At 65.9% G+C, this 14787-nt stretch carries 10 protein-coding genes; 6 read left to right on the top strand and 4 right to left on the bottom strand.

Going from position 1 to position 14787, the window contains the following annotated elements; all coding sequences use genetic code 11:
• Positions 1-11: 11 nt before the first annotated feature.
• A complete protein-coding gene (locus DWV00_RS23655; protein WP_115536031.1) occupies positions 12-4112 on the top strand; it encodes a translocation/assembly module TamB domain-containing protein in 4101 nt (1366 codons plus the stop codon).
• Between the two features lie 79 nt (positions 4113-4191).
• Here DWV00_RS23655 and metG read toward each other — a convergent pair whose 3' ends face one another.
• The 4 genes from metG to DWV00_RS23635 form a co-directional block, all read right to left on the bottom strand.
• Positions 4192-6345 (bottom strand): methionine--tRNA ligase, encoded by a 2154-nt coding sequence (metG, locus tag DWV00_RS23650; RefSeq protein ID WP_115536030.1) that lies wholly within the window; start codon positions 6343-6345, stop codon positions 4192-4194.
• Between the two features lie 121 nt (positions 6346-6466).
• Positions 6467-7336, bottom strand: a complete 870-nt coding sequence (locus DWV00_RS23645) for a type II toxin-antitoxin system HipA family toxin (RefSeq protein WP_181885570.1) — start codon at positions 7334-7336, stop codon at positions 6467-6469.
• Entirely contained in the window at positions 7323-7607 is a 285-nt protein-coding gene (locus tag DWV00_RS23640; RefSeq protein WP_115536083.1) for a helix-turn-helix domain-containing protein, read from the bottom strand. Before DWV00_RS23640 ends, DWV00_RS23645 begins: the two co-directional genes overlap by 14 nt.
• 483 nt (positions 7608-8090) lie before the next feature.
• Positions 8091-8747, bottom strand: coding sequence for a YiaD family glycine zipper/OmpA-like lipoprotein (locus DWV00_RS23635; RefSeq protein ID WP_115536082.1), 657 nt, complete (start codon positions 8745-8747; stop codon positions 8091-8093).
• A 293-nt stretch (positions 8748-9040) separates the two neighbouring features.
• Here DWV00_RS23635 and apbC point away from each other — a divergent pair, with 293 nt between their 5' ends.
• The 5 genes from apbC to DWV00_RS23610 all read left to right on the top strand — a co-directional run bounded on the left by apbC (position 9041) and on the right by DWV00_RS23610 (position 14701).
• Positions 9041-10129: an iron-sulfur cluster carrier protein ApbC gene (gene apbC / locus DWV00_RS23630; protein WP_115536081.1), complete on the top strand. Its 1089-nt coding sequence runs from the start codon at positions 9041-9043 to the stop codon at positions 10127-10129.
• A gap of 165 nt (positions 10130-10294) precedes the next feature.
• Entirely contained in the window at positions 10295-10837 is a 543-nt protein-coding gene (locus tag DWV00_RS23625) for a superoxide dismutase family protein (RefSeq protein WP_115536080.1), read from the top strand.
• Positions 10838-10860: 23 nt separating this feature from the next.
• A complete protein-coding gene (gene dcd, locus DWV00_RS23620; protein ID WP_115536028.1) occupies positions 10861-11430 on the top strand; it encodes a dCTP deaminase in 570 nt (189 codons plus the stop codon).
• A 113-nt stretch (positions 11431-11543) separates the two neighbouring features.
• Positions 11544-13823: an arginine/lysine/ornithine decarboxylase gene (locus DWV00_RS23615; protein WP_115536027.1), complete on the top strand. Its 2280-nt coding sequence runs from the start codon at positions 11544-11546 to the stop codon at positions 13821-13823.
• 2 nt (positions 13824-13825) lie between these two features.
• Complete coding sequence (locus DWV00_RS23610) at positions 13826-14701, top strand: lysozyme inhibitor LprI family protein (RefSeq protein WP_245965002.1); 876 nt, start codon at positions 13826-13828, stop codon at positions 14699-14701.
• Positions 14702-14787: the final 86 nt, after the last annotated feature.

Below are 14787 nucleotides of genomic sequence, written 5' to 3'. Positions count from 1 at the left end.
ATAGGGTCCGCATGACGCAAGATTCGCCGCCACCGCCGCATGAACACGCTTCCGCCGCCGATGCGCCGGGGGCGGGCGGGGCGGGCGCGCCGCCGCCGAGCGAGCCGCAAGCGCCGCGTCGCAAGCGGCGCGGCTTGCGCGCGCTCGCCTGGACGGCGCTCGCGCTGGCGTTCATTTTCGTTTCGATCGCCGCGGCGCTCTACGGCGCGATCGCCACCGAGCCCGGCGCGCGGCTCGTATGGCGGGCCGCCGTTGCGGCCACGGCCCCGCGGCTGTCGGGCACCTTCGAAGGCGGCACGCTCGCGCGCGGCGTGCGCTTGGCCGGCGTGCGCTGGCACGAGCCGGCGGGCCCGGCCGGCGCGCCGCCCACCGACATCCGCATCGATCGCCTCTCGGGCCGCTGGGCGCTGACGCGCGCGCCTTGGCGGTTCACCGTCGACGCGCTGGAGGCGGGGACGATCGACGCGCGGCTGGCGCCGTCGACGAGCAGTACCCCGATGCGGCTGCCCGCCGATTTGCGCCTGCCGATCCAGCTCGACCTGCGCTCGCTCGCCGTCGACAGGCTGCTCGTGCACAACGGCGCGACGACGACCGAAATCGATCGGTTGCGCGCGCATGGCCGCAGCGACGGCCGCCATCACACCTTGTCGCTCGACGGCTTCGACACAGCCTACGGGGCGCTGGCGGCGCGGCTTGCGCTCGATGGGGCGCGGCCGTTCCCGCTCACCGGCTCGCTGGCGGCGTCGGGCTCGGCGGGCGGTACGCCGGCCGAACTGCAGGCGCGCGTATCGGGCACGCTGGAATCGCTCGCGGCCGACGTGACGGCGAGCGGAATGAAGCTGGCCGGCCGCGCGCATATCGAGGCGGCGCCGTTCGCGCCCGTGCCGCTCGAGCGGGCGACGATCGCGGTCGATCACGTCGACCCGCGGCTATTCAGCGCCGGCGCGCCGCAGGCCGATCTGTCGCTCGCGGCGACGCTCGCGCCGGTGCCGGGCGCCGGGCCGCTGGTCGTCGAAGGGCCCGTCACGATCGTCAATGCAACACCCGGACAACTCGACGAGCATCGTCTGCCGCTCGTCCAAGCGCGTGCCGACGTGCGTCTCGACGAGCACGCGCAGCGGCTCGAGCACCTCGACGTGCGGCTCGTTCATGGCGCCGCGCTGACGGGCGGGGGCACGTTCGCGCATGGGCGCGGGCGTTTGGACTTGATCGCGAGCGCGCTCGACCTGGCGACGCTCACGCCTTACGCGCGGCCGACCTCGCTAGCCGGTCCGATCGGCATCGAACTCGACGGCGCGACGCAGTCGCTCTCGCTCGATTTGGCCGACAAGGCGGCGCGCCTGCGCGCGCGGGCCCACGTCGCGTTGGAGCGCGGACGCATTGCACTGGAGAGCGTGCGCGTCGACGCGGGCGACGGCCGCCTCGAACTGAAAGGCGCGTTACAGCGCGATGCGCGCTCGAGCTACGACCTCAGCGCGACGCTGACGAATTTCGATCCGCGGCTCGTCGTCGCGGCCGAACTGCCGGCGGCGCGTCCCGCGGCATCGGGGGCCCCGTCCGCGCCTCGCGCCGGCGCCGGCGCCGCCGCCCATACCCGAGCCTCGGCAAAGCCGGCGCGGCCCACGCCGAGCAAGTTGCCCGAAGCACGCGTGACGGGCCGCTTCAGTGCCGTGGGCACGCTCGCTCAGCCGCTATCGGCCAAGCTGCGGTTCGAACTCGGCGACAGCGTCTACGACGGTTTCCCTCTGACGGGCGCGGGCACGGTTCAGCTGGCCGGCGCGCGGCTGTTGCCGAGCGACGCCAAGTTGTCGATCGCCGGCAACGACGTCGAGGTGCACGGCAGCTTCGGGGGACCGGGCGACCGCCTGCGCTTTCACGTGGACGCGCCGCAGCTCGATCGTCTCGGCTTCGGCGTGGCCGGCACCATCCTCGCGGACGGCGATCTGACCGGCTCGCTCGCCCACCCCGACGTGTCGCTGCGCTACGACGCGCGCGCCGTGGTGGTCGGCGCGAATCGCATCGGCGCGGCGACGGGCAGCGCTGAGATCCACGACGGCGCGAAAGGGGCGCTGCAATTCACGACGGAGGCGCGCGACATCCACGCCGGTGTCGTCGACCTTGCGACGTTGACGGCCCACGTCGCGGGTACGCGCGGCAAGCACACGTTTGACGCGCAAGCCAAGGGCACGGTGCGCGGGCGGCCCGTCGACATGATGCTCGCGGGCTCGGGCGGGTTGACCGATACGCGCGACGGCCCGCGCTGGGACGGCGTGCTCGCGCGCTTGGCGAATCGAGGCATGCCGGCGATCGACTTGCAAACGCCGGTGGCCGTCTCCGCGGGGGGGCAGCGCGCCACGCTCGGCCCGACGCGGCTTGCCGTCGAAGGCGCGACGCTCGATTTGAAGTCGCTCGTCTACGATCACGGGGCGATCAGCTCGGCCGGCAGCGCATCGAATTTGTCGGTGGCGCGCCTCATCGCGATCCGGCAGATGCTGACGGGGGAGCAATCGCGGCTATCGAGCGATCTCGTGCTCGGGGCGGACTGGGATTTCACGCTGGGCCGCACCGCGAGCGGATACGCGCGCATCGAGCGCCGCAGCGGCGATGCGACGCTGTCGACGGGCTACGGCACTGCGGCGTTCGGCATCACGGCGTTGTCGACGAGCATCGACTTCACCGGTGGGCGCATGGCCGCGACCGCGCACGCGGCGGCGAGCCGGATCGGCACACTCGACGCGAACGTCAGCGCGCCGCTGACGCCCGATCCGGCGCGCGGCGGTCTGCTCGCATTGAGCACCGACGCGCCGCTCGCGGGCAAGCTCGCGTTCGACGTCCCCGCCTTGAAGACGACGGGCGGGTTGTTCGGGCCGAGCTACGTGCTCGACGGACACGTCGCCTTGAATCTCGTGTTGGCCGGCACGAAAGCGAAACCAACGCTGTCCGGGTCGCTCGTCGGCGATGGATTGTCGGCGACGCTCGTCGATCAGGGTATTCAATTGAAGGAGGGCGTCGTGCGCGTCGCGCTGACCGAAAACCTCGTCGACTTGCAGCGCGTTGAGTTCCATGGCGGCGACGGCACGGTGCGCGCGACCGGGCAGATTCGGCTCGACCGCGACGAGCCCGATCTGACGGCGCGGATCGTGGCGGACAAGCTCGAGCTGTTCGCCGCGCCCGACCGTCAGCTGTCGCTGTCGGGCAGCGCGACGGTCGCGAACGGCGGCGCGGCCGGCGGGCTCGACATCGACGGCAAGTTCAAGGTCGATCACGCGCGGTTCGACCTGCCTGATCAGCCCGCGCCGCGCCTATCCGACGACGTCGTCATCGTCAGCGACCACGGTTTGGTCCATGGCGCGCCGCCGCCGGCGGAGCCGACGAACAAACCCGTCGGCCGCTTTGCGCCGCGCGCGAGCGTCGACATCAACCTCGGCAACGATTTCCGCTTCCGCGGCCAAGGCGCCGATCTCGGCTTGCGCGGCACGGTGACGGCGCTGTCCGCGCCTAATGAGCCGCTGCGCGCCATCGGCAACGTGCGCGTGACCGAAGGGTCGACCTATACGTCGTTCGGCCGCAAGCTCTCAATCGAGAACGGCTACTTCACGTTCAACGGGCCGGTGGCCAATCCCGGCGTCAACATTCTTGCGATGCACCGCAATCAGGAGGTGGAAGCCGGTGTGCAGGTGACGGGGACGGTGCGCTCGCCGATCGTCAAGCTCGTGTCGGAGCCCAACGTGCCCGACAACGAGAAGCTTTCATGGCTGCTGTTCGGTCACGGGACCGACCAGGGCAACAACCTGAGCCAGCAAAGTTCGATGACGACGGCGCTCGCGCTGCTGGGCAGCGCGACCGGCAAGCGCGTGGCGCAGACATTCGGCCTCGACGAGTTCTCGGTCGGCCGCAGCGATGTCGGGCTGACGGATTCGCAGGTCGTCATGTTGTCGAAGGCGATCAACGACCGGCTCGTGCTCGGCTACGAGCAAGGGCTGCAATCGGCGAGCAACGCATTCAAGGCGACCGTGAATCTCTCGCGTTTCTGGTCGGTTCTTCTATACGGAGGAACCTTCCAGGGTGTCGACATCAACTTCACGCGGCGCTTCGACCGATGGCGGAAGTGACGCTCATGGGGCGGCCCGCTGCTCCGACGACGCACGGCCGCGACAGCCCGAGCACCGGCGGCACACCGATACGCGCGGCTCAGCGCACGCGCATGCCGGGCTTCGCGCCGCTGTGCGGTTCGAGGATGTAAAGGCCCGGTTCGGCTTTCTCGTCGGCGCTCGACGCAGCCAGCACCATCCCTTCCGACAGGCCGAACTTCATCTTGCGCGGCGCGAGGTTCGCGACCATCACCGTCAGTTTGCCGACCAAATCCTCTGGACGATAGGCCGACTTGATCCCCGAAAAGACGTTGCGGGTCTTTTCCTCGCCGACGTCGAGCGTCAATTGCAGCAGCTTGTCCGAGCCTTCGACGGCCTTGCACTCGACGATGAGGGCGATGCGCAAATCGATCTTGGCGAAATCGTCGATCGAGATGATTTCGCTTTGCGCGTCGCTCGCGGGCGCGGTTTTCGGCTTGGTTTTGCTTGCCGCCGGCGACGCTGCCGCCGTTCCCGCCGCCGCGGCGCCCGTTTCGGTCGGCTGCAGCGAACCGCGGTTGGCCTCGATCAGCGCTTCGATCTGCTTGGGGTCGATGCGCGTCATCAAGTGCTGATAGGCGTTGATGGGCTGCGCCGACGACAGCGGCGTATCGGCATCGGCCCAGGCGAGCGGCGCGACCCCGAGGAATGCCTCGACCTTGGCGGCCAGGGCCGGCAACACCGGTTTGAGCGCGATGGAAAGCAGCCGGAACGCCTCTAGGCTGACGCTGACCGTCTCGTGCAGCAGGCTGGCGTTGGCGGGATCCTTCGCCTGGTCCCACGGCTTGGCCGTGTCGACGTAGCCGTTGACGGCGTCGGCGAGTTCCATGGTTTGGCGCACGGCGCGGCTGTACTCGCGCGCTTCGTAGTGCGCCGCGATTTGCGGGATCGCCGCGCGCAGCGTCGCGAGCAGCGGATGGTGCATCGAGCTGTCCTGCACGCGCCCCTCGAAGCGCTTGATGAGGAAGCCCGCGGCGCGGCTCGCGATGTTGACGTACTTGCCGACGACGTCGCTGTTCACGCGTGCTTGGAAGTCATCGAGATTGAGGTCGAGGTCTTCCATCGTCGCGTTCAGCTTCGCGGCGAAGTAGTAGCGCAGCCATTCGGGGTTCAGGCCCGTCTCGATGAAGCTGTTCGCGGTGATGAAGGTGCCGCGCGATTTGGACATCTTCGCGCCGTCGACGGTCAAGAAGCCATGCGCGAACACGTTCGTCGGCGTGCGATAGCCCGCGAATTCGAGCATGGCCGGCCAGAACAGCGTGTGGAAATACAGGATGTCCTTGCCGATGAAGTGGTATTGCTCGGTGTTCGTGCCGGGCTGGATCCACTCTTCGAAATCGAAGCCGCGCTTGGCCGCGAGGTTCTTGAAGCTCGCGTAGTACCCGACCGGCGCATCGAGCCAGACGTAGAAGTACTTGCCGGGCGCGCCGGGGATTTCGAACCCGAAGTACGGTGCATCGCGCGAGATGTCCCAATCGCCGAGCTTCGCGTCGCCGGCTTCACCAAGCCATTCGCGCATCTTGTTCGTCGCCTCGGGCTGCGCGAGACCGCTGACCCACTCGCGCAGGAAATTCTCGCAACGCGCATCGGACAGCTTGAAGAAGTAGTGCGTGGACTTGCGGCGCACGGGCGTCGCGCCCGAAATCGCCGAGTACGGGTTGACGAGGTCGGTCGGCTGATAGGTCGAGCCGCAGACCTCGCAGCTATCGCCGTATTGGTCCTTCGCGCCGCATTTCGGGCACTCGCCCTTGATGAAGCGGTCGGGCAGGAACATCTCCTTGACGGGGTCGTACGCTTGCTCGATCTCGCGCGCGTCGATGAGGCCGGCTTGCTCGAGCTTGCCGTAGATCGTCTCGCACAGCGTCTTGTTTTCCTCTGAATCGGTCGAATAGTAGTTGTCGAACGAAATCAGGAAGTTGCCGAGGTCGCGCGTGTGCTCGCGGCAGACGCGCTCGATGAGCTGCTTCGGCGTGATGCCTTCCTTTTCGGCGCTCAGCATGATCGGCGTGCCGTGCGTGTCGTCGGCGCCGACGTAATGGACCTCATGGCCGTGCATTCGCATCGCGCGCACCCAGACGTCCGTCTGGATGAACTCGACCATGTGGCCGAGGTGGATCTGTCCGTTCGCGTAGGGCAAAGCGGACGTCACGAGAATGCGGCGGCGGGCGGCGCCCGTGCCGGCTTGCGCGGCAAAATGAGGGGCGGATACGGTCATGAGCGTATAGGAAGGTGTGCTGCTTGAGGGAAAGCGACGATTTTAGCAGGCACGGGGCATATCGCCGGGGGCTCGCGCATTGCCGCGCGCCGGCCCCGAAGGCACTGAACCTGAAGCGGCGCTAATCGTCGCCGTTGCGCACCATCACCGACAGCGCGAAGTATTCGAAGAAGCGCGCGAGGCTCTCGTCGGAATGGCTGCCGCAGTTCATACCGATTGCAAGTGCGACCTTTTCGTAGCTGCTGCTGTACTTGAAGTTCGGCTGCACATGGTTCTTCCCCATCAGCACGGCCATGTCTTCGAAACCGAGCTGCTGGTCGCCGCTCACATCGAAGCGCTCGATCACGAACAAGCTTTGGTCGTCGGACAGCCAGAACCGGGGCACCCGAATGCCGGCTCGGCGCGCGGCACTCATACATAAGTATTCGTTCACCGGCAGATGCGGATAGTCGTCGCCTGCCGCTTTCAAGATCAAGCTTGGCGTAGTCGCCGTCATCTTCTCGTCGACCTTGCCGTTCACGACTTTATCGGCATCGGGAATCATCACCTTCGGTTGAAAGCCCGAAATGCCTGATTCGAGATAGGTCTCCACGAGGTGTTCGAAAAGTCCCGCCTGACTGCCCGTTTTGAGCAACGTTGCCAGGCCCGCTTCCGCCCGCTTGCCCTGCGTCGATTTGCCTGGTTCGTCGTAGCGAAGCCGCCCAATTTGATTGCCGCCCGTGATCGCCAGCAGCGCCATGTCGTCAAGCTGAACATGCTTGAATGCGCGCTGAATTCGTTCGAGCAGAAAGCCTTCCGGCCGGTTCATCGAAAAGGCGGGCAACATCGGCGTTTCGGCGTAGGTTTCCGCACGGAGCGGCATGGTGAGCGAAACTTGCCGCGCGGGCTCGCGCGTATCGTAGGCGAAGACGTGCCGCGACTCCTTCGTGAGCGTGCCAGCCGGGCCCTGCGGCGTGCGCACGCTCAGCTGACGTACTCTATTCGTCCTCACCGAAAATCTCCTTGATCTGGTCGTAGTCGGGCCGCGCCGATACGATCGACAGCCCTTTTCCGAGCGCGGTAAGCGCAGCCAAGATATGGTGGAGGCCGACGTTCTGCCCCGACTCCAATTGGGTGATCGTGAAGCGCGCGACGCCGGCTTTTTCCGCAACCCATTGCTGGGTGCGTCCTTGCGCCTTGCGTTCGCGCCGGAACGCGTTTCCGAAGTCAGGGGCGAGGAGAAGTGGGGGGGCGCTCGATGCACCGGTTTCTTTGTATGACATATCTAACATTTCTGCGTTATATTCAGAAAATGTTAGATATATCAGTCATAAATTCAAGTTGCTTCACAAGGCGGTGCGAAGTCGTGCGGCTTCACGCGGCTCCATTGTCCTCTGGCTTGCATGGACCGCACAGGTTTATGCCGTCGGATGACATCGAGCGCTGATTCCGTGTGTGATGAGTTTTGAGGTTGAAGTGGAACCGACGCGTGAAGCGGTAAGCGGAAGACGGGTCACGAAGTCGAAATTGCTCGCGAAAGCAGGCAAAAAAAACCGGGGCAGTTGGCCCCGGAGCAACAACGACAAGAGGAGAATGGTGACGCAGCGGCGATTGCCAGCCACGTACCGTACATAGAGACAGGCGAAATGCCGGCGAGTTCGAAAATTTTTTCGATTCGTTTACCGGCGCCTTCTTGCCGCCTTCCGTCGCTGTTTTTGAGATGATCGATCGACCGCCTCGGAGGTCGCCGATCGATCGGCGACCCCTTACTGGGCCGGCGCTTTCTGGGCCATCGCGCTCAGATAAATCTCGACGCGGCGGTTTTGGGCGCGGCCGGCGGGGGTGTTGTTGTCGGCAACCGGATTGCCCGGGCCGTAGCCCGCCGGGGCCATCCGCTGCGGCGCCACGCCGTGCTGGCTCAAATAGGTCGCCACGCTTTGCGCCCGGTTTTGCGACAGCGTTTGGTTGTACTGCGCGCTGCCCGTGCTATCCGTGTAGCCGTTGATACGCGCGACGAGTTCCGGGTGCTGCTGCATTTGCGCCGACAATTCGTTGAGCGTCGGATAAAGCGCCGGGTTGATCTGGTAGCTGTCCGTCGCGAACGTCACGTTGCTTGGAATGTTCAGCTTGAGCGATCCGTCCGGCTGCTCGGTGACTTGCGTGCCGGTGCCCTTCGACGCGCCCGACAACTTGTTGCGGATGGCCTGCCAGTTGTAGCCGGTGGCCGCGCCGGCTACCGCGCCGACGCCCGCGCCGATGGCGGCACCCTTGCCGCCGCCGAAGATCGCGCCGAGCGCGGCGCCGGTGGCCGCGCCCACGCCGGTTCCCACGGCTGTGTTGTTACCTTGCTGCGTCGCGCAGCCGGCGATCAGCGAGCCGGCGATGGCGAATACGGTGAGGCGGGTGACGATTTTTGCGTTCATGTTGGTGTCCTCTCTCGAAAGCGGTTGCTCGCGCGTTGCGGCGGCAAACCCGGCAAGCTGGAAAGACGCATCGGCCCGCGGCGGCATGAGCCACCGCTAGCCACTACAATAGTGCCTGTGGGCCTTTCATGCGGCATCGTCTTTGCTTGCCGCTGGGCGAAGTTGCCCGGCCACCCGTTTTTTGGCAATGGTGTGCAACACTTTCTTTCAACTTTTTGCTTTGCGGCAATGTTCCCGGCACGCTTCGCCGGCAACCGTTGCACCGCGCGCTTCAACCCCTCGGAGTCGATTTGATGAGCATTGATCGGGCCTTGGTCGACGCCGCCCTCGCGGCCGTCACCGATCCCAACACGGGCAAGCCGGTAACGACCGGCAAGGGCGTCAGGAACGTCAGCGTCGACGGCGCCGCCGTCACCGCCGAAGTCGTGCTCGGCTATCCGGCCAAGAGCCAGTTCGATGCCGTGCGCGCGCTCGTCGAGCAAGCGCTGTTGCAGGTGCCCGGCGTCGAACGCGCCCAGGTCACGGTGTCGCAGTCGATCGTCGCGCACACGGTGCAGCCGGGTGTGAAGCTGCTGCCGAAGGTCAAGAACATCGTGGCCGTCGCGTCGGGCAAGGGCGGGGTCGGCAAAAGCACCACCGCCGTCAATCTCGCGCTCGCGCTCGCGAGCGAGGGCGCGGCCGTCGGCATCCTCGACGCCGATATTTACGGCCCGTCCCTGCCGATGATGCTCGGCATCGAAGGTCGCCCCGAATCGCCTGACGGGCAATCGATGAACCCCATGAAGGGGCACGGCATCGAGGCGAATTCGATCGGCTTTCTCGTCGATCAGGACAATCCGATGGTCTGGCGCGGCCCGATGGCCACGTCGGCGCTGGAGCAGCTGCTGCGCCAGACGAACTGGAGCGAGCTCGATTATCTGATCGTCGACATGCCTCCCGGCACGGGCGACATCCAGCTCACGCTTTCGCAGCGCGTGCCGCTGACGGGCGCCGTCATCGTCACGACGCCGCAGGACATCGCGCTCATCGATGCCAAGAAAGGCCTCAAGATGTTCGAGAAGGTCGGCGTGCCGATTCTCGGCCTCGTCGAAAACATGAGCATCCATATCTGCTCGAACTGCGGACACGCCGAGCACATCTTCGGCGCGGGCGGCGGCGAGCGCATGGCCAAGGAGTACGGCGTCGAAGCGCTTGGCAGCCTGCCGCTCGACATCGGCATCCGCGAACAGGCGGACGGCGGCCGTCCGACCGTCGTGGCCGATCCGCAAGGGCGGATCGCCGAGACCTACCGCGCGATCGCGCGCAAGGTGGCGATCCGTATTGCCGAGCGCGCCCGCGACATGAGCGCCAAGTTCCCCACCATCGTCGTCCAGGATACGTGAGCCGCCAACCGGCCCGTCCCGTGCTTGTGGCGCCGCCCGCAGGCCCCGCGGGCGCGGCGCGCGGCTTCGATCGTGCGGGTGCGTCGCGCGTCGCGGTATCATGTCGCCTTCGCTTGAGTCCGGCTCGGCGGCGCAAGGCGCGCCGTGCGCCGGCATGAGGATCGCATGAGAGAGAGAACCGGCGGGCGGCGTCCCCGTCGCCCGAGCATCGTCGTCGCCGGCCTGGTGTTGGCGAGCGCGGCGCTTGGCGGCTGCGCCGCCTTCTTCGGCCCCCACGAAAAACGCGCGGACGCACAAGTATTGCCCACGGTCGGCAATACGGTGCGCGGCACGGTCACGTTCTTCGAGCGCGCGGACGGCGTCCAAGTGACGTACAACCTGGTCGGTCTACCGCCCAATAGCGACCACGCGCTGCAGGTGCACGACCGAGGCGATTGCAACGCGGCCGACGGTTCGAGCGCGGGCCCCGTGTTCGCCCCCGCGGCCGATCGGCTCAAAGCCGGCGTGCGCCGCGCGGGCGACCTCGGCAATATCCACGCGGACGCGACGGGGGTGGCCGCCGGTTTCATCGTCGCGACGGATGTTTCGCTCGACGGCGTGCGTTCCGTCGTCGGCCGCTCGGTGCTCATCGGGCATGAACCGGGCGATCCCGAGTTTCCCGATCGCAGCGTCGGCGCGGCGATCGCGTGCGGTGCGATCCGCCAGTAAATCCGCTTATTCAGCGTCTTTTTATGACCATCAAATCCGACAAGTGGATTCGGCGCATGGCCGGACAGCACAACATGATCGAGCCGTTCGTGCCCGATCAGGTGCGCCGAGGCGATGACGGCCGCAAGATCGTCAGCTTCGGGACGTCGAGCTACGGCTACGACATTCGCTGCGCCGACGAATTCAAGATCTTCACGAACATCAATTCGACGATCGTCGATCCGAAGAACTTCGACGAAAAATCGTTTGTCGATTTCAAGGGCGACGTTTGCATCATTCCGCCGAATTCGTTCGCGCTCGCGCGCACGGTCGAGTACTTCCGCATTCCGCGCAACGTCTTGACCGTCTGCCTCGGCAAGTCGACGTACGCCCGGTGCGGGATCATCGTCAACGTGACGCCGTTCGAGCCCGAATGGGAAGGCTACGTGACGCTCGAGTTCTCGAATACGACGCCGCTGCCGGCGAAGATCTACGCGAACGAAGGGGTCGCGCAGGTGCTGTTCTTCGAAAGCGACGAGGTTTGCGAGGTGTCGTACGCCGACCGAGGCGGGAAATACCAGGGGCAGCACGGCGTCACGCTGCCCAAGACGTAGCGCACCGTCACAGAACGGACGCGTAGCACGTAGAGACTAGGCAGTTTTGGCGGCCGCTGGCACGAGGGATGCAACCACCCGTGCCCGCGGTCCTTGTTTTTGGAGATTCGTCCATGAAGTTTCGTTTCCCCGTCGTCATCATCGACGAAGATTTTCGCTCCGAGAACATCTCGGGCTCGGGCATCCGCGCGCTCGCGGAAGCGATCGAAGGGGAGGGCGTGGAAGTGCTCGGCCTGACGAGCTACGGCGACCTGACTTCGTTCGCGCAGCAATCGAGCCGTGCGTCGTGCTTCATTTTGTCGCTCGACGACGACGAACTCATGCTAGGCGAGACGGGGCCGGACGGGGAACTGCCGGAGCTGGCCACGGCCATTCTCGAATTGCGCGCGTTCGTCACCGAAGTGCGCCGCCGCAACGCCGACATCCCGATCTTCCTCTACGGCGAAACGCGTACCTCGCGCCACCTGCCGAACGACATCCTGCGCGAGCTGCACGGCTTCATCCACATGTTCGAGGACACGCCCGAGTTCGTCGCGCGCCACATCGTGCGCGAGGCGAAGGTCTACCTCGATTCGCTGTCGCCTCCGTTTTTCAAGGAACTCGTCAAATATGCCGACGAAGGTTCGTACTCGTGGCATTGCCCGGGCCACTCGGGCGGCGTCGCGTTTCTGAAAAGCCCGCTTGGGCAGATGTTCCACCAGTTCTTCGGCGAAAACATGCTGCGCGCCGACGTCTGCAATGCCGTCGACGAACTGGGCCAACTGCTCGATCACATCGGCCCGGTGGCCGCCTCCGAGCGCAACGCCGCGCGTATCTTCAGCGCCGATCACCTGTTTTTCGTGACGAACGGCACCTCGACCTCGAACAAGATCGTCTGGCACGCGACGGTCGCGCCGGGCGACATCGTCGTGGTCGACCGCAATTGCCACAAGTCGATCCTTCACGCGATCACGATGACGGGCGCCATTCCGGTCTTCCTTACGCCGACGCGCAACAACTTCGGCATCATCGGCCCGATCCCGCGCGACGAATTCAAGCCCGAGAACATTCGCAAGAAGATCTTGGCGAATCCGTTCGCGCGCGAAGCGTTGGAAAAGAATCCGAACCTGAAGCCGCGCATCCTGACGATCACCCAGAGCACGTACGACGGCGTCGTCTACAACGTCGAGATGATCAAGGAGCTGCTGGGCGACTTCCTCGACACGCTGCACTTCGACGAAGCGTGGCTGCCGCACGCCGAGTTTCACTCGTTTTATCAGGACATGCATGCGATCGGCGCGGGGCGTCCGCGCACGGGCGCGCTCGTGTTCGCCACGCACTCGACGCACAAACTGCTCGCCGGTATTTCGCAGGCCTCGCAGATCGTCGTGCAGGACTCGGAACATGGCGTGTTCGATCGGCATCGCTTCAACGAGGCGTACCTGATGCACACGTCGACGAGCCCGCAGTACGCGATCATCGCCTCGTGCGACGTCGCGGCCGCGATGATGGAGCCGCCCGGCGGCACGGCGCTCGTCGAGGAGTCGATCGCGGAGGCGCTCGATTTCCGGCGCGCGATGCGCAAGGTCGACGCCGAATACGGCGATGACTGGTTCTTCCAGGTGTGGGGCCCCGAGGCGCTCGCCGACGAAGGCATCGGCTCGCGCGACGACTGGATCTTGCGCGCGGAAGACCCGTGGCACGGTTTCGGGCCGCTCGCCGACGGCTTCAACATGCTCGACCCGATCAAGGCGACGATCGTGACGCCGGGGCTCGATATGGCCGGCGACTTCGGTGAGACGGGCATTCCGGCCGCGATCGTCACGAAGTACCTGGCCGAGCACGGCATCATCGTCGAAAAAACGGGCCTCTATTCGTTCTTCATCATGTTCACGATCGGCATCACGAAGGGCCGTTGGAACTCGATGGTGACCGAACTGCAGCAGTTCAAGGACGATTACGACCAGAACCAGCCGCTCTGGCGCGTGCTGCCGGAATTCATTGCGCAGCATCCTGCCTACGAGCGCATGGGCCTACGCGATCTGTGCCAGGCGATCCACAGCGTCTACCGGGCGAACGACATCGCGCGGCTGACGACGGAAATGTACTTGTCGAGCATGGAGCCCGCGATGAAGCCGTCGGACGCGTTCGCCAAGCTCGCGCACCGCGAGATCGATCGCGTGCCTATCGACGAACTCGAGGGGCGTGTGACGAGTATTCTGCTCACGCCGTATCCGCCGGGAATTCCGCTGCTGATTCCGGGCGAGCGCTTCAACAAGACGATCGTCAATTACCTGCGGTTCGCGCGCGAATTCAACGAGCGCTTCCCCGGTTTCTATACGGATATTCACGGTCTCGTGGCGGAAACCGTCAACGGGCGCACGGAATATTTCGTCGACTGCGTACGGATTTGACGATGCCGAAGTCGAACGCTCTTTTCGGCGCGGTTACGGCATCGGCCATGCGCTGCGCGCTTCTGGTCGCACTGTCGGCCGCGCCGCTCGCCGCACGTGCGGAAGCCGCGCGGGCCGATCCGATCGACACGGCGATGCAGAGTTGTTCGGCGCGGTCGGATCGTTCGTCGACACCGGGCCAAGTGCAGTGCATCGAAGCCGCGCGCGACGCGTGGCAAGCGGCAATCGACGTCGCGATGCGTTCGATCGCGGCTCATGCGCCCGAGGATGTGAAACGCGGCTGGATGGACAGCCAGAACCACTGGCTCGCCTGGCGCAAGGAAGAGGTGCCGCTGCTGCGCGCCGTATTCGAGACGACGCGCGGCAGCACCTACTCGATTACCGAAGCGAACGTGCAGTTGCAGTCGGTGCGCGACCGCGCGCTCGCGGTGCGGCATGTGGCATCGCGCTTCGCGCCGCCTGCGCCGGCTCCTGTCGCGTCGGGCGCTTCTGCCGCGTCGGGCGCAGCGGCAGCCTCTGGTTCGGCTTCCTCGGCTTCCGGGGCGAGCGCCGGCTCGGATGCGCCTACGGCTTCGAGTCCTGCCGCGACGCTGTCGCGCGCACAAAGCGACGATGCGCGCGCGCACGACGACCGCATGCGGCCGTGCAATGTCGACGCGGCGTGCGAGCACGCGCAATTCGACTTGCACCGCTACGAGCGCTCGCTGCGCGAAAAGCTGCCGGTTCGTGCGCGGCCGGCGCTCGTGCGCGCTCAACGTGCTTGGTCGACGTATTTCGATGCGACCGCGCCGCTCGGTACCGAGGCGGACCGCGCGGACCTCATCGGCGAGCGTGTGGCCACGATCAAGCGGCTGGCGGAGACGGTGGGGAACGATTGAGGTGAGGCCCGCGGAAGCGAGCTGTCAGCCGCTTACGGTAGAAGGAAGGCGCGCGCCGTGGAACGGGTCTCGAAAACTCAACTTCG

It is taken from the genome of Trinickia dinghuensis (assembly GCF_003367175.1).
Lineage (GTDB): Bacteria > Pseudomonadota > Gammaproteobacteria > Burkholderiales > Burkholderiaceae > Trinickia > Trinickia dinghuensis.
This window is presented reverse-complemented; position numbering and strand designations above follow the sequence as displayed.